An 18,077-nucleotide genomic window follows, 5' to 3' on the forward strand; every position below is an offset into this window, starting at 1 on the left:
TTTGGGGGCATTCGCATGAAACGCCGCCATTTCATCACTCTTATGGGGGGAGCGGCATTGCTTTCGCCGGCGCTGTCGCTTGGACAGCAACCGCCAAGGGTTTGGAAGATCGATTTGGCGAAGCGTCGAGCTGAGCGAGCGAAGTGGAGGCGTTCCGCGCCGTTCTTCGCGATTTCGGATATGTCGAGGGAAAGAATATCAGAATTGATTTTCAATGGGCCGAGCGAGTTGATCAAACGTTTGATCTCGCAAAGCAACTCGTCGACAGCAAGGTCGATGTCATTTTCGCGCCTACGTCCACCCAGGTAGGGCCAGCTCGGCGCTACGGCCACCGTCCCATCGTTTTCGCTCAGCACGCAGACCGGGTGGGGCTTGGAGACGTGACGAGCCTCTCGCGGCCGGGCGGAAACATAACGGGCATGTCCATGCTTCTGACAGAAGTGTCCGTGAAGGAACTAGAGATCTTGGAGGAAATACTTCCCGGAACCACGCGAGTCGGCTTGCTCTGGAATCCGACGACGCCTTCGCATCCGACCGCTCTTAAGGCGGTCGGTCGCGGAGCACAAACGATCGGAGTGGAGCTCGTCCCTGCTTCAGCCAGCACTGTCTCAGAAGTACAGGACAGAGTTCAAGCCATGGCGCACAATCGATGCAACGGGTTTCTAGTCGTGTCATCACCTCTATACACCGTGCAAGCTGAGCTGGTGGCTGAACTTCAGACGAAGCATCGATTGCCTGCCATATTCGCTAATAGGGCCAACGTGAAGGCGGGCGGCCTGGTCAGCTACGGGTCCGATCTAGACGATCTCTATAGGCGTGCCGCCTTCTACATCGGCAAAATCTTCAAGGGAGCTACGCCTGCTGAATTGCCAGTGGAGCAAGCTTCGAAGTATTTTATGGTTCTCAACCTAAAGACAGCGAGGGCTCTGGGCGTTAATGTCTGCCCGACGTCGTGGCCCGCGCAGATCAAGTGATCGAACGAGTCGCCAAGCTGACTTGCATGAATGGCCCATTCCGAAGTTGCGTGTGGCCCGACGGAGGTCCGCTCATCGCGGCAGAGCGGACGCAAGTTCTCAACTAGAGTCGTTTGCATTCTGACGCAACGCGGACCGCCTCTAACAAAGTCACGTCGGTATGCGGCCTCTCATAATAGGCATTTCTCGTCCGGCCGCATTGGCTCAAGCGCCTGAGTTCGCGTCGGCGGCCCGGCAGACAAAAAGACCCCAGCGTCACCAAAGGATAAGTGAGCTGGGGCACAAGTCACCTTCTGGCCCGGGATCACGAACCCGAGCTATCGGGAAAACTCGGCAAGGCCGCCGTCGTTCCGCGATTGAGATGGCGCTTGGGAACGAAACACAAAAAGTGTTGGTTGAAAAGCCGCAGATGCCCGCCCGGGAATCCTTAATTCCTCGGAGTGCGCCGATCTAGATGGCAAAATTGCACATTGCGTATCGGGCAAAGCCCTGGGAGTGGTACCATCGCAAAGGGCTGCCTGCCTTCTATGGTGTCGAAGCCACATCTTCCTTTTCGCTTCCTCGCGCTACGATCTGGAGTGCGGCATCCTCAAGCGGTCGCTGCAGCCCTTTGGCCTTGTCCCAGGGTGCCCGCAGCCATACTTCCCATTCTTCAGCCCTCGTCAGGATCGCCGGCATCGCCTTCGGATGAATCGGCTCGACGACGGCATTCGGCGCGGTGGTGAGAAATCCATAGACCTGATGGGGCCCCGGCACGGGCTTCGTCTTCGTGCCCCGATCACCGTTGAAGGTGGTCCAGATGCCGGCGAACGCAAACAGCGGTCGCGACTCCGCGAGCGCGAACCACACGACGTCTTTCTTCTTCGTCTCCGGGTTGGGCTCCGGTGCGTATTCGGCAAAGCTGTTGACCGGCACGAGACAGCGGTGCTCCGGCTTGAGCCAAGCGCGCCAGTGCGGGGACGAGGTGTTGCGAATGTTGGTCACGGGCGGGCCGCCGGTGCGCGGCGGAGGCGGCATGCCCCAGCGCATCATCACCATCTCACGTTCGCCGCTGCTCGCATCGCAAATGACGGGGGCTGGATAATCCGGAAAGACCCCGGGCATCGGCGCGAGGTTGCCTTCGTAGCGCCTGACCACGCGGAAGAGATCGGCGATGGCGGCCTGGTTCGTTGTGATCGAGTAAAGGTTGCACATGATGCAGATGATATCCTTCAGCGCTCGCCCGGCCACCAGTACGACGCTGGGTGATCGGCTGAAATCTTGGTCGGCCTCAGCGCAACCAGCGCACTTCTTTTGTAGGGATAGCCACGCACCTGCGAGCAGTCCTTGCATCGCATATAGCGTTCGAGCTCGTGAACGGGCGTCGTCTTCGGACGTCTGATAATGCCAAGGGCCACGGTTTGGTTGGTGTCGCAGCCGAGGCATCGCACCTCGAGATAAAGGAAGCCGGCATTGATCGCATCGCCAATCGTCGGCGACGGCTGAGCGGGACCCTTGTAGCCGAGCATCCGGTAATTCCACGCGACGCAAGCGAGCTTGTCAGCTTCCTTACGGGCCTTGACGGCCTCTTCGGCCGACATCTTGATCTGAGTTCCGTAGAGGTGTTGGCGCGATTTCGTGGACATCGGAGTATCAAAGCCAAGCCGCCGGGGCGTTGGCAAATTATCGATTCCTAGTGGTGTCGGCCGGTGGGCCGCTACTGAGTCTCGTGGGTGTGGAAAAGGCTGGCCTAGTGCCGGACCGGCTCCCCCTCGACTGGCTCACCGTGCAGGTGCTCCAGCACTTCGCCAAGATCGCGACAGTCGATCCGCTCGCCGCAGGTCGGGCAGATCATGAAATGATCCTCCTCGCTCGCTGGCGTCCAACCCTCGGTGCGAAACTTTGGCCGCATCGCTCACAAGTCCTCCCTTACGCCTTTGAAGAAGGGATGCCGAACCTTTCCTTCGGCCGACTTGGCGCGATACTCGATCTCCGCGAGCAGCTTCGGCTCAACCCAAATGCCCTTGTGCGCAATGCGCTTGGCATAGGGTTGTGTTTTGCGGATGAGTGGCTGCAAGCGTTTCTGTAGCTCGGCGGCTGAGGTCTTGTCGAAGCCGTGGTCGACCTTGCCGGCATAGATCAGGGCGTCTCCCCTGTGGCGGCCGAGATAGATGCCGTCCCATTTGCCTTCGTCGAGCGCGAAGCCGGCGATGGTCAACGTCTCTCGTTGGGTACATGTTGTCTTGACCCAATTATTGCCGCGACCGCTGGCATAGGTGCTGTCACGAACCTTCGAAACCACCCCCTCCAGGCCAACTTTGCAGGCATGGGCGAACATGTCGCGACCTTCGATCTCGAAGCTCTCGCTGAATTGCACGTCGGTGTCCACAATGATCTTCTTGAGCGCGGCCTTCCGCTGGCCGAGTGGCTCGCGGCGGAGGTCGCGTCCGTTGAGATAGAGCAGATCGAAGGCGACGAGCACGATCTTGCTGGATTTGCCTTTTAACTCGTTTTGCAGGACGGAAAAATCGGTGGTGCCGTCGGCGGCCGGGACGACGATCTCGCCGTCGATGATCGCGGAGCCCGCCTTAATGCGCCAAGCGTCGTCGGCGGCCTTCTTGAAACGCTTGGTCCAGTCATGACCGCGGCGGGTGAAGACCTTGACAGCTTCGTTGGCGAGATGGACCTGGACGCGGTAGCCATCGAATTTGATCTCGTGAATCCATCGCTCCCCCGACGGCACCCTCTCGACCGAGGAGGCCAATGCCGGTGTGATAAAGCCGGGGAAGGGCGCCTTGACGCCGATCTCAGCCGGCCGACGCTGACGGCGCGATGCCACTGACCAACTCCACGCAACCAATACTTCGGATTCGAATCATTCGCCGCGGATTCGTTCCGATCTTGCCGCAGCCAGAGGGCGGCAGCTCGGAACCAACTGAAATCTCCTTGCGTTTCTACAAGGCAAGGAGATGCATCATGGCAGCAGCAAAGAAACAGACCGCCCGTGGCCGAAAGCAGGACCGGGCGCGCGTCGCCGGAGGACAACAATACGAAATCGCCTATGAGGCGAAGAAGACGCGCAAGTCGGCTTCCGCGGTTAAGAAGGCCGTCAAGAAGGTCGGCAACAGCCGCAAGAAGGTCGAGCGCAAGCTCGGGCGCAAGGGGCGATAGGATTTTCAGTTTCAAAGTGGATTTGGTTTCGGACCGGCATACCGCCGATTGGCCGGCAGGAATGCCGGCGCTGGCGCAGCCCCCTGCTTCGCGGAGTCAGCTTCAATTTTTCGTAACAAGAAGATTGAGCCGCGGGGCAAAACATTGGCCGCTGGCATGATCGGAAGGTTTGGCCTAGCCCCGCACGGTCACTCCGCTGCGGCCTTCTTGTTATCCAAAGTCATGATGCACGTATCGAGCCGTCAGCAGACGTTTCCACGATCGGAGCGGAGGATAGGCTTTGACCGAAGCACCAAATCAGCGGAGTTCACTCACCCTGAATTTTCCTCTCTCAGCGCGTGGTTGCGCAGCGGTCTGCCCCTGCCAAAAAAAGGCCCCGCGATAGGGGCCAAGTTTGGGAGGGACCTACAGGTTGCGGAAGCAATCCCTCCCATTCTGGCTCGTTCCTATTGATGCTGGCGGAGCTGCCGCTCCAACTCGATTGCTTGATCTGCGTTATAGGCCCTCTTTAGCAAGGAGTTTCGCTGATCACCCGCTTGTACCCGTTCCGCGCGTTCACGCATGTCTTCAGCGAACTGCGTCAGCCGTGTTTCGAGCGAGTCTGTTTGTTTAAAGCGCCTTCGCTTCTTTCCCATCGCCTGTTCCTTCTACCGATTGACGCGATGCTAGATTTCCAAGCAGGAGGTGGCGGACACATAAGTTAAAATCGCCACATAAACCTTGGACAAGACGCTCGCATGCGAGGCACGTGCCGGTACCTCGGTGTGCGCTGATCGCGTGCGCCGCTGCGGCCTGCGGACGCGGAGATAGGTTTCGCACCCAAAACGATCGCGCGTCGTGAAGCAATCTGTCGCACGTTTTCTTTGAACCAGGAGGCGCGCTGGCCGAATATCTGATTTTGCTCGCGCTCGCAGGCTGGATCGCGCCCGCGCTGTGGGAATTGATCGATCGATGATTTAGCAGAGCTGGCTGTCTTGTTGCCGCGGGAGGCAGCGCCAATCGCCGACCATGCTTTGTTGGGACGACCGCGGCGGTTGTGCGTCTCTGGATCAAAGAGCTGCGAGCGCCACCATGCCTTCAACATCGCTCTCAACACCTCTGGTGAACCGTTGCCCCAAATGCAGTCATCCACTCGCCCTGGCTGACAAGATTTGGAACATCACCACGAAACGCTTTGCCCGCGTGTACAAGTGCCGGTGCGGAGAACTCATGTGGGATGATTGATGGCTAGCAGGCTTCCTGCAAAATCGATCCCGCCTGCGGACCCGGAACGCACCGACGAACTGCAGAAGACGGTGCGCGAGGACATCGAGGAGCAGCGCAAGCTGCTCGAAAAGCTTCGGCGCAAGATGAACTGAGGAATAGGCAAAGAAATTCCCCCTCATCGAACCGAGTATGACTCACCCGCACCGGAGCCATCCGCCGCGGGCGTTTTGTTCAAGGAGACATAATTGCCCGTTTGAGGAGATTGAAATGACCAGGATTCAGGAGACGGATACCCGCTACCAACACGCCGCCCAGCCCATGACGAGCGATGATTAACTGTCGCCCACGTTGGCCGACATTTAGGCTTTGGCGAGAAGCCGGACCGAGCCGGCCATCCACGTGCTGCCCTCTATCATGGTGAGACAGACAGCAAATACCTTCGCGCCTGGCTGCTGCAAAGCAGCTGCTCGATCGCGGCTGGGGCAAGCCTGCGCAGCCGTTGGCGAATAGCGAAAGGTCCCTTGGAACTGTTGACGCGGATCGAGAGCCTGATCCTGCATCCGGATAATCCCTCGGTGTCCGCCAACCCGGTCGAGCGAGCGGACAAAGCGGAGATGCCCCACGATGGTTCCCCAGGCGAGGAGAAGCTGGGATGAGCGAGAAGATGCCGGGAGCTCTGCGTGCCTGTGTCCTCGCAGGCAGAGGAACTGCCAGTCTCGCCCGGTTGGCCACGCTGGATGGCGGAAGCGCTTGCCTAACCACCCGAGCCGGAGGCCGCGAAGAAGATCGCCGAAGCCGAGATGCCGGCCCGCAGCGATCCCGCTTCGGTCCGGAAACTGAGCCGCGTGTCTCCGCGCCCCTGGCGCGCTCCGAGGGCTCCCTTGCCGGACCAATTGAACCTGCCTCCCCGCCAGCGACACGAAGACAGGCAGAGCTATTGCCTTGGCCACAGCCCGAGCCGGTGAACGGATGCTCCACATGAACCCCGCCCTTGACCTGCTCTATCGCCTGCTCGCGATCGGGATCGGCATCTATTGCTCGCGCAAGGTCTGGGTTGGCTATGCCGAGAGGAAGCTCCTCTTCGTCAGCGACGACTGGCTGGACTGGTCGAGATGGTCGCGGCAGGAGTTTGACCGGGACACCATGCCGATCCGGTACTGGGTGCAGATGGGCGGCACGGCCTTTGGCGCGCTGTTGTGTCTCGTCGGGGCGATCATCGGCTGGCAGCCGAACGGCTGAGCGATCCTCATGGGCCCAGCAGCAGGCATACGATGACGAAATAGCCTTGAAACAGTCCTGAAACCAGATCGTCCTGAACTCGCCCGGCGTCGGAACCGACCAACGGAGCGAAAGGAGACAGTCATGATCCAGATCGGTTCGAAGGAAGAAGTCGCGTTGCTGCTGGCGCTGTTCGGGACGCATACCCAGCCCGTCAGGAAGCCGAAGCCGCAGCAAGGCTGAGAGACCAGCCATGGCGGGTCTGGCCGATTGCCTGAGCTTTCTGCGGTTGCTGATCGCCAGGGGAGATCCAAAAGGTATCCCGCTGGCGACGGGCGCCATCGACGACTATCTGGCGATGGCTCCGGTCGCTGCCCGAAGGCGCGGCTGCGGGTGCTCCAGCAGGATGCGATCGCGCTGCATGTCACCTCGGTCGGCGTGCAGCGCTCGTTCGCCGAGACGGTCGACGCCTACATCGAGCGGAAGCTGGCCGACGAGTGAGACGGAGCCGTTGCGCCGGTTTACCAAAGAGCTGGCATCCGTCTTGCTGAACAAGGTCTCAATCCCCAACCCGGCCCACCGGGCCGTATCAGATTGAGGCGATCACATGCCATCACCGTCCCGTTTCGAAGCGACCGCGTCCTTGCAGCTCCAGGCGCTGATTTCCGACCTCAACTGGCGGATGCAGATGCTGGAGCGCGACATCGCCGAGGAAGAGCGCAAGGCCGGCAATTCCGATCCCGGCAGCGCCACCTATCCCATGCTGGCGCTGACCTTGCGTTCGCGCCGCGACAATCTGCGGACCTCGATCGCCGTGCTGGAAGCACGGGTCGAGCCGGCGGGGCAAGCGCCGCGGGCCGCCTAGTTGCGCACCTGCTCTCGAAAGCGGTCAGTCTCGCATGGGACGTTCTGCGAGACCTCGTGCGGCCGCGGGCCCCTCAGCAGGCCGATCTTCCGGTCGAGCTGCCAGACCTCGACGTCGCCACGACGCGCGAACTGCTGTGCGACGACGAGGGCCGAGATGTCGCTGGACGCCTCGAACGCTTCGGCGGAGCGGAAGACGCCGTTTTCGCCGACAAGATAGGCGCGGTATTGGTGTGTCATGTCGGCGCCCTCAGGCCCGGCGAATGCAGCCAAGCATCGATCTGCATCGCCGTCTCGTCCTGCCGCGCGCGGCGCAGCAGCATCTCGCGGCGGCGTCCGGGGCTGAGCGCGCGCGCTTCTTCGCGCAATCGCGCGGCCTCGTCCGCGAGCCTCTGGTGAAGTGTCTTGGTCTGCTTGAAACGACGCCGCTTCAACATGGCGCTGCTCCCATGTTCGAGGAAGGCGGGAGCGCAATCGGGCGTTCTCATCACCGATATCTGCCGGGGGCCTTGCGGTGCTTAACTGTACGACTCGTCTCGGCGAGAGTCTTGATCATTTGATATGTCGGCAGCAGATATTTCCATGTTGTTTTCAACGAGTTGCTTGCTCCACTTGAGCGGCTTACTCATTTTGCGCACCATACTGGCCTAAAGTTCACTTTTGAACAAAAGCGACCTCCGGTAGTTTACCTGCCATCACCGGCCAAGGCTCTGTCCGTGGGCGCCGGTGGCTGAGAGACCGAGCGTGCTCCCGCCTGCAAGGCCAGGGAGTATATCCATGCCGGACGATCGCGCGCCGATCCGTCGCATCCACAACGAAGCATCCGCCATCGCCGAACAGAACGCGCAGATGCGCGAGCAAATCGCAAAAGCGCTCGAGCTCTTGAAGGCGCCCGTGCCCGATACGTTTCTCGGCCGCAAGACACAGAAGCCGTTTCCCAGCGCGGATGGCGAGGAGTAGGAGCACCGACGGGCGCCGTTAGGAACTTCCCGCTTCGCACCTGATTTTGTCACCTGGCCGGTCTGCCGCCGATTGACCGGCCTGGAATGACGGCTCCGGCGCGCGTGCCCCCCGTCTGCGCCGGGGCCGTATTCATGACCATCCTTTCCCGTGCCATCCCTTCACGTGCAGTTCTTTCACGTGCATGTCAGGCAACCGTACCCGATTGCCGGCGTTGGCTCGTCATACACGTTGGAAAGGTTGAGCCATGAGATCATCAGCACTTGTTTGTGCGACCGTCGGCGCGCTGGCGCTGACCGGAATTGCGACGACGGCGCCCGCGCAGGCCCGCCACTTCGGCCCTGCATTCGCCGGCGGATTGATTGCCGGCGCGCTCGTGGCCGGCGCGGCCTCGTCGGCCTATGCCTATGCGCCAGGTCCCGGCTATGCCTATGATGACGGGCCGGCCTATACCTATGGCTACGCGTCGGCGCCGGGCTACTATATCCCGCGGCGGGAGCATCCCTACCGGACCTACGGGGTATACGACGAATCCCAGCACGGCGGGCAGCCGTCCTACACCTCGCCGACGGGCGACTGATCGCAGGCCGCGCCGCGGGCTGGTTTGCTTCGGCAAGGCCTGCGGCGTTTACGCTGCGCCGAACCACCTCGTCAGCGCCTGCGAAAGTCCGCCGCCGCTCTGGTCTCCCACCCAGGCCACATGGCCGTCGGGCCGCACCAGCACGGCGTTCGGCGCTGACACCGCGCCGATGCACGGAAGCTCCCATGCGCCATCATAGACGGTGTCGATGCGCGTGACGCGATCGGCGAAGGGCGCCATGTCGAAGCCCACCAGCCCGCCGAGATCGAGCAGCACGCCGCGCGCCTGATGCAGCAGCGTGAACAGCTGCTGCTTGCGGCCCGCGACGGTCAAGGCGAGATCGGGCATGCGGCGGCCGAGCAGGGGATGGCCGTCGCCGAGATCGTAGTGGATGTCGAGCCCGCTCATCATCGCGCCGTAGCGCCGGCGCGGCTCCTCCATCGAAAGCAGCTCGGACATCACCTCGCGCGCAGCCTTGCGGCCGTGGTCGTCGCGGCGGAGCAGGGCGATCTGCGCTCTTGTGTTGCGCAGCACGCGCGCGGCGACGCCATGGCGTTCGGCGTGGTAGCTGTCGAGCAGGCTGTCGGGCGCGAGGCCCCTTGCGACCAGCGCCAGCTTCCAGCCGAGATTGACGGCATCCTGCAGGCCGGTGTTGAGGCCCTGGCCACCGACGGAGTGATGGATATGCGCGGCATCGCCGGCGAGCAGCACGCGCCCGTTGCGATAGGCGACGGCCTGCCGCGCCGCATCGGTGAAGCGGGAGATCCAGGCCGGACTGTGGACGCCGAAATCGGTGCCGTACACCGCGACGAGCGCTTCGCTGAGATCGCTTAAATCTGGCTCGCCGCTGCGGTCGAGCGTTGCTTCCGTCATCACCACCAGCACGCGACCGCTCTCGCTTCTACTGAGGCCGTGAAAGCCGAGCGCATCGTGACGCAGGCCCCATGCGGGCGTCTCGCGCATCTCGACCTCGGCCATGAGGTTGCTGAGCGTCGCATCGGTACCGGCGAAGTCGATGCGGGCAGCCTTGCGCACGAGGCTGCGGCCGCCGTCGCAGCCGACCAGGTAATCCGCGCGCAAGCTCGCGCCGCCGGCGAGCGTCACGTCGACGCCGGCTTCGTTCTGCGAGATCTCGCTCACCTCGCTGCTCCGATAGACGGGGACGCCGAGCTCGGCGACCCAATTGGCCAGGATGCGCTCGATGTGGCTCTGCCGCAGCGCCAGTCCATAAGGGTGGCGGGTCGGCAGATCGGAGATGTCGAGCCGCGTCCAGGCGAAGCCCGCGAGCTGCGTGACCTTGCCTTCGCGCAGGAAGCGATCCGCGACGCCGCGCTGATCGAGGATCTCGATGCTGCGCGCGTGCAGGCCGCCGGCCCGCGTGCCCGTGAGATCCTGGCTTTCGCGGCGCTCGAGAACCGCGACGTCGCATTGTCCGAGCGCCAGCTCCGCCGCCAGCATCAACCCGGTCGGCCCGCCGCCGGCGATGAGGACGGCATGATCAGGCGCGAGCGCAGGCCGCCCCGGTGAGGCGTGAGCGCGCGTGCGTGCGTTCGGAAGCAGGACAGGCATGTGGTGACCCCTCTCAGGTGGCGTGAGGCGCGGGGGTGTACTCCGGGGGAGGGCGCTTGAAGCAAGGGCGTTGCGCACCACATATTCAGCTGGGAGGAGGGGCTTTGTCCCTCGTCGCGGCGCCGTGCCGAAGGACCGTGCTTCCCCGCTCGGCTGCCAGCAGCGGACAGCCCGTCCGGCGCCTGGCGCGCCCGATCAGAAAAGTGTGGAGGCCGGCAAAAAAGAAGGCCGGTGCGGGCGGCAAGTGTACACTTTGGCACCGTGGGTTCCGTCACGGGAAAGTAATGGTTCCGCATCGCCACCGCGGAATCCAAGCCAAATGCGTCCGAAGCCCGAGAGCTCTCGTCCTCTGAATGACCTCATTGGATCCCTTAGCAGCAAGGAATTCGAGTTCTTCAGGCACTCTTTCGACGTTGGCGAGGGCACCGTCGGACAGGTGCTGTACCATCCCGGCGATCCGGTCGAAAACGTCTACTTCCCCTGCGGTCCTACGCTCCTGTCGCTTGCGATCGCGGCCAACGAGGACCGCGATGTCGAAGCCGTCCTGATCGGCCGGGAAGGGGCTGTCGGCGTCGTCGCCGATGGCGACGGCCTGCCGACCTATTCGCGCATCTCGGTCAAGGCCGGCGGCCCGCTGGTTCGACTGCCGGTGCGCAAGCTGGGCGAGGCCAAAGCAGGTTCGGGCGGATTGGAACGGCTGCTGGCGCGATATTCCCATTACCTGCTGGCGTATCTCGGCCAATCGGCAGTCTGCAACGCCGTGCATTCCATCGAGCAGCGCGCGGCGAAGTGGATCGTGCAGATCATCGAGCACACGGGCGCCGAGGACGTGACGCTCACCCATGAGCAGCTTGCCGCCCTGTTGGGGATCGGGCGCAGCTACGCCAGCCGGATCGTCCAGCGTTTCAAGGCTGAAGGCATTCTGGGCACCGCACGCGGGAAACTTCGCGTCCAGGACCTGCCGGAGCTTCAGCAAAGATCGTGTCAGTGCAGCGGCTGGCTCAAGAAGCACTATACCGAATTGTTTTCGAGTAGTCCCTGAGGCCCTTGCCTGGGAACGCCGGGGCGCGGCCACCGGCCGCCGTCTGCTCGTGCGTTCAGGAGTCGGAAGAGCGCAGGGCGAACCAAAGGCCTCGCACTGACTTATCGGGCAAGGAGGTCATCATGGAACGCTACGCCATACCACGTCTCGCGCTGTTGGTGACGCAGGACACGGAACAGCGCCACTCCCTTGCCGATGCTCTTTCGACCGCTGCATTCGACGTGATCGAATGTGCCAGCCCCGTTGCAGCCGAGCTGATCGTTGCGAAGGTCGGCCCCGACCTTCATGTGCTGATATCCGATCTTTCCCGACCGGAAGATCCCGACGGAACTGCGCTCGCGGAGTTCGCGGCCGCCTTCTTTCCGCATCTAAAGATCATCTCCGTAGCCGGGAACGAGCAACAACCACTTCCGGGCCGCGCGCATCGCCTTGCAAAATCCTGTGCGCCTGATGAGATCGTCAGGCTTGCCGCCGCATGACCGTTTCCCGGCGCGCGCCCGCCTAGCTCTTTCCGCCTCTGACGAGGCGAAAGCGAACAGCCGACAGCTCGTCAGGAGGGACGCGCGCCGGCGTGAACCCGGTATCGACGCGATGGGCGCGCTTGCAATTGGGGCAGACGAAAAGGTGGGCGATGATCGCCTCCTGCTCGTCCCGCACGAGCTCCGAGCGAAACCATCTCATGGCGACATGACAATGAGGGCAGTCCGGGGCTTCGAGCTGGCCCAGAGCGTTCGTCAGCCGTTTCATGTCTGCCCCCTGTGTTGGCAAACAGTAGCAAGCCAGGCGGCTTCGCATTGTATCAAACGATACATAACGGTACCGCAACAACTGAAAAATGGCTGATCCTCTGGAATCCGGATTGAAATTCACGGAGTGGTCATGGCGTGTGCATTCAGCGAAAGGGATTGCGCCTAGTCGTCCTTCGCCAAATCGCCGGGCTGGGCCGGGGCGTCGATGGTTCCACCCTCGCCGTGCAGGAGGTCCCTTGTGTCGTCGTCAGTCTCGCCCGCGTCCTCGATGACGGCCTCCTGCGTCTCGCGCGCGCTATCGATGCGCGTCTTGGGGCCGGGCAGATCTCGCGACGTCCGGGGCGCAGCAGTCTTTGAAGTCATGGCCGCTCCTCCTGATCGACCAACGCGCGAGACGATCGGATCGTTCGTTTGACACTTTGGGCAAAACAGGGGAATGATGGCATCATCGAAATCTTCGGTCAGCCCGCGAGGAGAGCCTCCGCCGCGGGCTTTTGTCTGTCCAAAGTCATGATGGCAGCTGATGAGCCACCAGGAGACGTTTCAGGATCGGCAGCTTGAAGACAGGTTTTGGACCCGAAGGCGACTAATTAGGTGGCCGCAATAGCCGGATTTTCGATTTCCCCTTTCGGCGCTTTGGAGAGTTGTTTCGCCAGATCAATTGCTGCTTGCTCCGTCCAACTGGGATCACTAATCTGGACCGTACCGCTTTCAATTAACTCTCTGAGAATCGGCGTAAGAAGCACTCGTCCATCAGCGCGAAACTCGACCTTTTGACCGACGTTGTTAGCCCCAAAGACGCGCAGTTTTTCCTTCGATGCCTCTGCGAAAGTCAGCTTTAGGATAGGTCTCGCCGTCCGCTAGTCATGGTCGATCGTCGCTCCGCTGAGCAGAACTACGATTTCATCGGCCATGCATCCTGAAATCCAGAGAACACTGGTAAGCGCAAATAGAAACGATCGGCACGTGAGTGACCTCATCCCGACTCCAAGTCGCATCGCTGGGATCCTATCTATTATAGAGGAATACAGCGATATCGCCTATCGAACCCTGGCTGTGTGAAAAGCCACGAGTCAGCTACGATTCCTCCGTTTCCTGATGGGGAATACGGACGGGACGCTTCGTTGAAGGCGCGGACAGATCCGAGCTGACGCTCTTGCCGGAATGTCTGGAGGATTGGGTAGGCGAGGACAATGCCGTCCATGTGATCGATGTGTTTGTCGAGGCGCTCGACCTGCATGGAATGGGGGTTGAGCTTCCGAGAGATGACCCGACCAAGGCGTGCCGGCTACCGAGGGCCGCCTTTGACCCCGAGCGGACGTTTCCTTAGCCTGAGGCAGCGAAAGCCGCGTTAGGAACGAAGAAAATGACCCGGTGTTCAGCTCTCTTTGGAGTCCTGATGCTGAACGCTGAAGAATGCCGCACTCTTGCCGAACAATACCGGGAGCGGGCTAACCAAGAGAGTGTGCCACGCGTCGCGAATGTCCTTCGCAGTGTTTGCCATGCCTACCTCGCGCTGGCTAGCCAGCTCGAACTTCTGGCCTCCGTGGAGCGCCAGGAGATCGCGAGAACCGCCCGGAAGGATGATCCGGGGCCGTAGTTTCGCCCGAGCAGGAAGCGGCCGAAGCTTTGCATTAACGGATTTTAACTCGGCGGACCGCTCGCTGTTCACAAGGGGTTCATTGCTGCTGCCGTAATCCGCCCGCTTCCAGCAAGCAGGCAGGACAATGAGTTCCTTTGATGCAATGGCTGCGGCTCTCGACTGGCTTGATGCCTATCGCGCGAGTGATCTTTCGATCGATGATCTCTACACTGTCGACGCGCAGATACTCTGCGGCTGCGGCGGTGAAAAGGCCATGTCCGGCTCGCTGAAGCGAAAGTCCTATTGGCGCGCGAGGTTCATCGACAAACCGGCTGGGGACCTGATTGATCTCGCCGACTGCGGCGGCGAGATCGTGGCTGTGACCTACCGGACCCCGCAGGATGTCGTCCAAGCCACCCTCTCATTCGACGCGGACAGCGGCCTGATCTCCCTTCATCGCTGCGGCCCGCTCTAATGACAAGAGATCCGGCTGCCCACTCTTTGCCGGAGGACAGGCAATGAAAGACATGCAGATGAGCCTTGAGAAGCTTCGCACCGATGCAGCAGAAGCGGCTCTGGTTCGTGACCTCGCAACCGAGCCTGACAAGAAAGCTCTCTACACCCTGCTGGCGGAGCATCTGTCCAACCTTGCGGACGAGGTGGAGCGGGCAATCAGGAGGCAAGCGCGGGCTTAGCGGGCATGCAGTTCAGTTATCGCGACTTCTGCTGTGAGCCATAACCAGCCTGCGACGAGGTCTGCCGATCCATCGGCTCTTGACCCGAAGCGACCTGCGTCTTTCGTGTCAGTGGTTATCAACAGGAGTGACGACCATTCTCCACGAATCGCGCCCACCACAAAGTGGTGCCGTCGCCGACCGTGACGCTTTGCAGCGCGATAACGCTCCGGGTTAAGTGTTCGCTAACCAGCCGCAGCGCTCTGAATCTTAACGCCTTTGGGGTTTCCTGACGGGAAGATCGGGATAATCTGGTATGGCGCAATCTGCAGTCCAGCGAACGACCATCGAACCTCGCACAGAGTTCAAAAGGGGAGTCGACAAGCGCGCCCGCTTGCGGCGGCAGATGTATGTTGCGCAGATGGCCAGCTTCATCCTGGATGCTGCCATCCTGTTTCTATACGCTCTCAACGGCACCATATCGATTTCGGCTTCAGCGTGGTACGTCGCCGCGGGAGTGGGATGGACCGCGATTGCGTTGATCCTTTCCGAATTGCACTTCAACGACCGCTTTCGAGATCACTACCTCACGGTACCGCAAAGCCTCGGAAGCATAGGTATTGAACTGCTCGCGATCTATTTCATTCCAGAGGTCGGATTCTATTTCGCGTGTATCATCTTCGTGGTGCTTGGCTTCGGTGCCCTTCGTATGTCTGCCCGGCAGACCGGCGTTGTTTGGGCGTACGCTGCGATTGGCCTCACGACCGTCTTCACACTGACTAATCAGCGCATTGCTATGCCGATGGATTCGTATGCAGATCGACATCTAGCTTTGCTGTGCTTCGTCACTGCTCTTGGCAGGTGCGCGTTCACCGGGCTGTACGGCGCTTCCCTGCGCGAGGCACTTTACAGGCGCGGGAATGAACTCAAGCTCGCGCACGCCAAGATCGAGGAGCTTGCACAGGTCGATGAACTCACCGGCGTACTCAATCGACGCTACGTCATGCGGGCTTTGAACGATGAAATGGCACGGGCACAACGTGCCGGTACGCCGTGTTCTCTCGCAATCATAGACATAGACTTCTTCAAGCGCATCAATGACTCATATGGTCATCCGACTGGAGACGAAGTACTGCGAGGCTTTGCACTCATGCTCGTCCGCAATATGCGCTCCATAGATAGGATTGGCAGATACGGTGGCGAGGAATTTCTTGTAGTGATGCCGGATGCCGCAAAAGATCAGGCCGTTTTGGTAATGGACCGGCTAAGGCAAATCATTTCAGAACAGCATTGGGATTCTGTTTCCGATGATTTGAGGGTGACCTTATCGGCCGGAATAGCGCAGGTTCGCCCGAATGATGCTCCTGAGGACACTTTGGCTCGCGCTGACGCTGCCTTGTACAAGGCAAAAGACGCAGGCCGAAATCGGGTTGCTGTCGGTTGAGCATTGTTGGAGAGGTTGATCTGCTCAATGAAGCAGCTGCGCGGCTGTCGATTGCTCAAGCAAAGGCCCCCTCAGGCGGGGGTCTTTCTTGTGCAGGAGTGACTTCCCCTTATGGCCCTTCAGCGACCTGGGGAGCCGCTCCCACGCGGTCTGCAATGACCGGAGCAGACCAATGCCTGCTTCGAAACAACCGGATCGAACGCCCGGCGAATCATGGGCTCGGTCCAAAATTTCGCGGACCTTCAGCGCCAACTTTGCCTGAGTAACTGGCTTTTCCAGAAGGTCTACGCCCTCATCTAGCCGCCCCTGGTGAACGACTGCGTTGCGCGAATAGCCAGTCATGTAGAGAATCCTGAGATGTGGCCGGATCTCTTGCGCTCGTCTTCCTAACTCGCGTCCGTTGATGCCAGGCATAACCACGTCGGTCAGTAGGAGATCGACCGCCTGGTTGTCTTGCAACAGGACCGTCAATGCCGACTGCGCGCCGCCGGCAGACAGAACGCGATAATTGAGATCGCGCAGCACATCCGAGATATGGCTTCTAAGATCGGGATCATCTTCAACGACGAGAATTGTTTCGACTGAGCTGCCCTCCGATAGGAGCTCGCCATCGTCGCTCGAACCGGGCTGCGGCTCACTCCCGGTATATCGAGGGAAATACATCCTGATGCTCGTCCCTTCCCCCGTGCTCGAAGTCCTAGTCAGTATGTTTTTTGATGAAGCGCCTACAGAATGTCGCCGCTGAGATGGCGATGTTCTCGCCCATAATCTCACACGGGTGATCGGCAAATGGAGGCTGATTGCACCCATCCGCGCTGCGTGAAGGCCGGAAAGCGCATCCAAAGCCGCAATACCCCGCCGCGATACTCCCTTTGGCCCGGTCATTGACGATCGGAGCCGACGACATCGGCCGATTGCAATGATTGGCGGCAACGGCCCGCGCCCGACCTGTGCGTTTGCACACAAGCAAGACCCTATGCGGATCTTTCGCGCAGCTCGTAGGATGGGTTTCGCAAGGGCTCAAACCATCCTGCTCACTGCAGCCGTCATGGTCCGCGCTTTCCAGACCCTAAGCCTAAATCGAAACATCTGTCGCCGTTCGACGCCGTGATTTGATGCGGACTTCGAAACAAGACGAACGGCAAATCAAGTTGACCTTTGCCCGACAGGGAAATCCGCTTATGTCGTGCCGGAGCCTGTCTCTCCGTCTGGTGATGCAACGACCACCGTATAGCCGTCGAGATCCTTGATCCAAAGTTCAAGGTGCTGCGCGTTCGGATTGATATGAACCTCTCGCACGACAGCGGCATTGAGTTGACGGGCGCGGGCGACGACTTCCTGGAAATCGTCCACCTCGAACCAAATCAGAATGCCATTACCGATCGCTTGTGCTGGGTCCCCGATCGCACCATGATGATGATCAGCGTTCCAATCGTGCAATTGCAGGATGAGCCCGTCACTCCCCCATTTGCTCGTGTGGTGCCGTGGGTCCCACAATCTTTCATATTGATCACCCCCGTGCCCACCGACACAGCCGAGCAGCCGCTGGTACCATCGGCTCGACTTCCGAACGTCCCGACAGAGGATGAGTGGTTGTGCACGCATTATCCGACGTTAAATCAGCGGTCGCGCCATTACAATTCGGGTTTGTGTTTAGATGTTGCCTTCCTACGCCGGCGAATTCATTGCTTTTACAGGTTGGGCAAAACAGGGGCATAATGGCATCGTCGAAATTTTCGTTCAGCCTGGCGGGAAACACCTGCCGCGGGCCTTTTCATGCAGATGTCATCTTGATGCGGAGGTCGTTGACGAGATCGCGCCCCAGATCACGACAAGGCTTGCGCCCCTTGCAGAACCATCCGGTGGTCTCGCGCATTATGTCGCCATGAACAAGATCTGGTATGCTGCAGCTTTCATCGTCGTCACCGGCATCGTCTTCGGCGCCCTCGTCGGCTTCGACCGGCTGATCGGCGGCGCCGGCTGACATCGGCCGGTCGAGCGCCTTCGATCGTCTCGCGCTCCCGACCTTAAAGCTGACAAAGTCTCGGACCCCAAGAAGAAACAT

26 protein-coding genes are annotated in these 18,077 nt (G+C 60.7%); 15 read left to right on the forward strand and 11 right to left on the reverse strand.

Annotation, left to right across the window (positions count from 1 at the left end; genetic code table 11):
* The first annotated feature begins 143 nt into the window (after nt 1-143).
* Complete coding sequence (locus X265_RS11925; protein ID WP_128964994.1) at nt 144-974, forward strand: ABC transporter substrate-binding protein; 831 nt, start codon at nt 144-146, stop codon at nt 972-974.
* Nucleotides 975-1,499: 525 nt separating this feature from the next.
* Here the strand turns inward: X265_RS11925 and X265_RS11930 are convergent.
* From X265_RS11930 to ligD, 4 genes are all read right to left on the reverse strand, one after another.
* Nucleotides 1,500-2,168: an SOS response-associated peptidase gene (locus X265_RS11930; RefSeq protein WP_164938995.1), complete on the reverse strand. Its 669-nt coding sequence runs from the start codon at nt 2,166-2,168 to the stop codon at nt 1,500-1,502.
* A gap of 17 nt (nt 2,169-2,185) precedes the next feature.
* Nucleotides 2,186-2,599, reverse strand: coding sequence for a hypothetical protein (locus X265_RS11935; protein ID WP_128964995.1), 414 nt, complete (start codon nt 2,597-2,599; stop codon nt 2,186-2,188).
* Nucleotides 2,600-2,703: 104 nt separating this feature from the next.
* Nucleotides 2,704-2,865, reverse strand: coding sequence for a hypothetical protein (locus X265_RS40420; protein WP_164938533.1), 162 nt, complete (start codon nt 2,863-2,865; stop codon nt 2,704-2,706).
* 3 nt (nt 2,866-2,868) lie between these two features.
* Nucleotides 2,869-3,792, reverse strand: a complete 924-nt coding sequence (ligD, locus tag X265_RS11940; RefSeq protein WP_128964996.1) for a non-homologous end-joining DNA ligase — start codon at nt 3,790-3,792, stop codon at nt 2,869-2,871.
* A gap of 137 nt (nt 3,793-3,929) precedes the next feature.
* On the opposite strand from ligD, the gene X265_RS11945 reads away from it, so the two are divergent.
* The 5 genes from X265_RS11945 (at nt 3,930) to X265_RS11970 (ending at nt 7,413) form a co-directional block, all read left to right on the forward strand.
* Entirely contained in the window at nt 3,930-4,124 is a 195-nt protein-coding gene (locus X265_RS11945) for a DUF3606 domain-containing protein (protein ID WP_128964997.1), read from the forward strand.
* 1,223 nt (nt 4,125-5,347) lie between these two features.
* Complete coding sequence (locus X265_RS41945; protein ID WP_283815016.1) at nt 5,348-5,482, forward strand: hypothetical protein; 135 nt, start codon at nt 5,348-5,350, stop codon at nt 5,480-5,482.
* A 369-nt stretch (nt 5,483-5,851) separates the two neighbouring features.
* On the forward strand, nt 5,852-5,986 hold the full coding sequence (locus X265_RS41950; protein ID WP_283815017.1) for a hypothetical protein: 135 nt from the start codon (nt 5,852-5,854) through the stop codon (nt 5,984-5,986).
* 322 nt (nt 5,987-6,308) lie between these two features.
* Nucleotides 6,309-6,569, forward strand: coding sequence for a hypothetical protein (locus tag X265_RS11960; protein WP_128964999.1), 261 nt, complete (start codon nt 6,309-6,311; stop codon nt 6,567-6,569).
* Between the two features lie 586 nt (nt 6,570-7,155).
* A complete protein-coding gene (locus X265_RS11970; protein ID WP_128965000.1) occupies nt 7,156-7,413 on the forward strand; it encodes a hypothetical protein in 258 nt (85 codons plus the stop codon).
* Here X265_RS11970 and X265_RS11975 read toward each other — a convergent pair.
* Together X265_RS11975 and X265_RS11980 are read right to left on the reverse strand one after the other, a co-directional pair.
* Nucleotides 7,410-7,652: a hypothetical protein gene (locus X265_RS11975; RefSeq protein WP_128965001.1), complete on the reverse strand. Its 243-nt coding sequence runs from the start codon at nt 7,650-7,652 to the stop codon at nt 7,410-7,412. The genes X265_RS11970 and X265_RS11975 overlap by 4 nt on opposite strands.
* On the reverse strand, nt 7,649-7,849 hold the full coding sequence (locus X265_RS11980) for a hypothetical protein (protein WP_128965002.1): 201 nt from the start codon (nt 7,847-7,849) through the stop codon (nt 7,649-7,651). Before X265_RS11980 ends, X265_RS11975 begins: the two co-directional genes overlap by 4 nt.
* A gap of 340 nt (nt 7,850-8,189) precedes the next feature.
* Here X265_RS11980 and X265_RS11985 point away from each other — a divergent pair, with 340 nt between their 5' ends.
* The gene (locus tag X265_RS11985; protein WP_128965003.1) at nt 8,190-8,372 is read left to right on the forward strand and encodes a hypothetical protein; all 183 of its coding nucleotides are present in this window, start codon (nt 8,190-8,192) and stop codon (nt 8,370-8,372) included.
* Between the two features lie 247 nt (nt 8,373-8,619).
* Nucleotides 8,620-8,952 (forward strand): hypothetical protein, encoded by a 333-nt coding sequence (locus X265_RS11990; RefSeq protein WP_188637461.1) that lies wholly within the window; start codon nt 8,620-8,622, stop codon nt 8,950-8,952.
* A gap of 48 nt (nt 8,953-9,000) precedes the next feature.
* Here X265_RS11990 and X265_RS11995 read toward each other — a convergent pair whose 3' ends face one another.
* Nucleotides 9,001-10,521, reverse strand: coding sequence for an FAD-dependent monooxygenase (locus tag X265_RS11995; RefSeq protein WP_128965004.1), 1,521 nt, complete (start codon nt 10,519-10,521; stop codon nt 9,001-9,003).
* A gap of 319 nt (nt 10,522-10,840) precedes the next feature.
* On the opposite strand from X265_RS11995, the gene X265_RS12000 reads away from it, so the two are divergent.
* Nucleotides 10,841-11,563, forward strand: coding sequence for a Crp/Fnr family transcriptional regulator (locus tag X265_RS12000; RefSeq protein WP_128965005.1), 723 nt, complete (start codon nt 10,841-10,843; stop codon nt 11,561-11,563).
* A gap of 122 nt (nt 11,564-11,685) precedes the next feature.
* On the forward strand, nt 11,686-12,042 hold the full coding sequence (locus X265_RS12005; RefSeq protein ID WP_128965006.1) for a DNA-binding transcriptional response regulator: 357 nt from the start codon (nt 11,686-11,688) through the stop codon (nt 12,040-12,042).
* A 22-nt stretch (nt 12,043-12,064) separates the two neighbouring features.
* Here the strand turns inward: X265_RS12005 and X265_RS12010 are convergent, their stop codons facing one another.
* Both X265_RS12010 and X265_RS12015 read right to left on the reverse strand, forming a co-directional pair.
* Nucleotides 12,065-12,310 carry a hypothetical protein gene (locus tag X265_RS12010; protein ID WP_128965007.1) on the reverse strand — a complete coding sequence of 82 codons (246 nt, stop codon included), beginning with the start codon at nt 12,308-12,310 and terminating at the stop codon, nt 12,065-12,067.
* Nucleotides 12,311-12,474: 164 nt separating this feature from the next.
* A complete protein-coding gene (locus X265_RS12015; RefSeq protein WP_128965008.1) occupies nt 12,475-12,675 on the reverse strand; it encodes a hypothetical protein in 201 nt (66 codons plus the stop codon).
* Between the two features lie 1,036 nt (nt 12,676-13,711).
* Between X265_RS12015 and X265_RS12020 the strand changes: the two genes are divergently transcribed.
* The 4 genes from X265_RS12020 to X265_RS12030 all read left to right on the forward strand — a co-directional run bounded on the left by X265_RS12020 (nt 13,712) and on the right by X265_RS12030 (nt 16,012).
* Entirely contained in the window at nt 13,712-13,912 is a 201-nt protein-coding gene (locus tag X265_RS12020) for a hypothetical protein (RefSeq protein WP_128965009.1), read from the forward strand.
* A 127-nt stretch (nt 13,913-14,039) separates the two neighbouring features.
* A complete protein-coding gene (locus X265_RS12025; protein ID WP_128965010.1) occupies nt 14,040-14,369 on the forward strand; it encodes a nuclear transport factor 2 family protein in 330 nt (109 codons plus the stop codon).
* Between the two features lie 43 nt (nt 14,370-14,412).
* Nucleotides 14,413-14,589, forward strand: coding sequence for a hypothetical protein (locus tag X265_RS40425; protein ID WP_164938534.1), 177 nt, complete (start codon nt 14,413-14,415; stop codon nt 14,587-14,589).
* 295 nt (nt 14,590-14,884) lie between these two features.
* Nucleotides 14,885-16,012: a GGDEF domain-containing protein gene (locus X265_RS12030; RefSeq protein ID WP_244659513.1), complete on the forward strand. Its 1,128-nt coding sequence runs from the start codon at nt 14,885-14,887 to the stop codon at nt 16,010-16,012.
* A 24-nt stretch (nt 16,013-16,036) separates the two neighbouring features.
* On the opposite strand, the gene X265_RS12035 is transcribed toward X265_RS12030, so the two are convergent.
* Both X265_RS12035 and X265_RS41045 read right to left on the reverse strand, forming a co-directional pair.
* Nucleotides 16,037-16,675, reverse strand: a complete 639-nt coding sequence (locus X265_RS12035; RefSeq protein WP_244659514.1) for a response regulator — start codon at nt 16,673-16,675, stop codon at nt 16,037-16,039.
* 516 nt (nt 16,676-17,191) lie between these two features.
* Entirely contained in the window at nt 17,192-17,452 is a 261-nt protein-coding gene (locus X265_RS41045) for a VOC family protein (RefSeq protein WP_208764271.1), read from the reverse strand.
* 217 nt (nt 17,453-17,669) lie between these two features.
* On the opposite strand from X265_RS41045, the gene X265_RS12045 reads away from it, so the two are divergent.
* Complete coding sequence (locus tag X265_RS12045) at nt 17,670-17,996, forward strand: hypothetical protein (RefSeq protein WP_128965013.1); 327 nt, start codon at nt 17,670-17,672, stop codon at nt 17,994-17,996.
* Nucleotides 17,997-18,077: the final 81 nt, after the last annotated feature.

It is taken from the genome of Bradyrhizobium guangdongense (genome assembly GCF_004114975.1).
In the GTDB taxonomy this organism is placed as follows: Bacteria; Pseudomonadota; Alphaproteobacteria; order Rhizobiales; family Xanthobacteraceae; genus Bradyrhizobium; species Bradyrhizobium guangdongense.

What these genes read in the sequence shown, in the direction of transcription:
- X265_RS11930 (WP_164938995.1), bottom strand. Translation starts at nt 2,168, where the DNA reads ATGTGCAACCTTTACTCGATCACAACGAACCAGGCCGCCATCGCCGAT.
- X265_RS11935 (WP_128964995.1), bottom strand. Translation starts at nt 2,599, where the DNA reads ATGTCCACGAAATCGCGCCAACACCTCTACGGAACTCAGATCAAGATG.
- X265_RS40420 (WP_164938533.1), bottom strand. Translation starts at nt 2,865, where the DNA reads ATGCGGCCAAAGTTTCGCACCGAGGGTTGGACGCCAGCGAGCGAGGAG.
- X265_RS11945 (WP_128964997.1), top strand. Translation starts at nt 3,930, where the DNA reads ATGGCAGCAGCAAAGAAACAGACCGCCCGTGGCCGAAAGCAGGACCGG.
- X265_RS41945 (WP_283815016.1), top strand. Translation starts at nt 5,348, where the DNA reads ATGGCTAGCAGGCTTCCTGCAAAATCGATCCCGCCTGCGGACCCGGAA.
- X265_RS11960 (WP_128964999.1), top strand. Translation starts at nt 6,309, where the DNA reads ATGAACCCCGCCCTTGACCTGCTCTATCGCCTGCTCGCGATCGGGATC.
- X265_RS11970 (WP_128965000.1), top strand. Translation starts at nt 7,156, where the DNA reads ATGCCATCACCGTCCCGTTTCGAAGCGACCGCGTCCTTGCAGCTCCAG.
- X265_RS11975 (WP_128965001.1), bottom strand. Translation starts at nt 7,652, where the DNA reads ATGACACACCAATACCGCGCCTATCTTGTCGGCGAAAACGGCGTCTTC.
- X265_RS11980 (WP_128965002.1), bottom strand. Translation starts at nt 7,849, where the DNA reads ATGTTGAAGCGGCGTCGTTTCAAGCAGACCAAGACACTTCACCAGAGG.
- X265_RS11985 (WP_128965003.1), top strand. Translation starts at nt 8,190, where the DNA reads ATGCCGGACGATCGCGCGCCGATCCGTCGCATCCACAACGAAGCATCC.
- X265_RS11990 (WP_188637461.1), top strand. Translation starts at nt 8,620, where the DNA reads ATGAGATCATCAGCACTTGTTTGTGCGACCGTCGGCGCGCTGGCGCTG.
- X265_RS11995 (WP_128965004.1), bottom strand. Translation starts at nt 10,521, where the DNA reads ATGCCTGTCCTGCTTCCGAACGCACGCACGCGCGCTCACGCCTCACCG.
- X265_RS12000 (WP_128965005.1), top strand. Translation starts at nt 10,841, where the DNA reads ATGCGTCCGAAGCCCGAGAGCTCTCGTCCTCTGAATGACCTCATTGGA.
- X265_RS12005 (WP_128965006.1), top strand. Translation starts at nt 11,686, where the DNA reads ATGGAACGCTACGCCATACCACGTCTCGCGCTGTTGGTGACGCAGGAC.
- X265_RS12010 (WP_128965007.1), bottom strand. Translation starts at nt 12,310, where the DNA reads ATGAAACGGCTGACGAACGCTCTGGGCCAGCTCGAAGCCCCGGACTGC.
- X265_RS12015 (WP_128965008.1), bottom strand. Translation starts at nt 12,675, where the DNA reads ATGACTTCAAAGACTGCTGCGCCCCGGACGTCGCGAGATCTGCCCGGC.
- X265_RS12020 (WP_128965009.1), top strand. Translation starts at nt 13,712, where the DNA reads ATGCTGAACGCTGAAGAATGCCGCACTCTTGCCGAACAATACCGGGAG.
- X265_RS12025 (WP_128965010.1), top strand. Translation starts at nt 14,040, where the DNA reads ATGAGTTCCTTTGATGCAATGGCTGCGGCTCTCGACTGGCTTGATGCC.
- X265_RS40425 (WP_164938534.1), top strand. Translation starts at nt 14,413, where the DNA reads ATGAAAGACATGCAGATGAGCCTTGAGAAGCTTCGCACCGATGCAGCA.
- X265_RS12030 (WP_244659513.1), top strand. Translation starts at nt 14,885, where the DNA reads ATGGCGCAATCTGCAGTCCAGCGAACGACCATCGAACCTCGCACAGAG.
- X265_RS12035 (WP_244659514.1), bottom strand. Translation starts at nt 16,675, where the DNA reads ATGTATTTCCCTCGATATACCGGGAGTGAGCCGCAGCCCGGTTCGAGC.
- X265_RS12045 (WP_128965013.1), top strand. Translation starts at nt 17,670, where the DNA reads ATGTTGCCTTCCTACGCCGGCGAATTCATTGCTTTTACAGGTTGGGCA.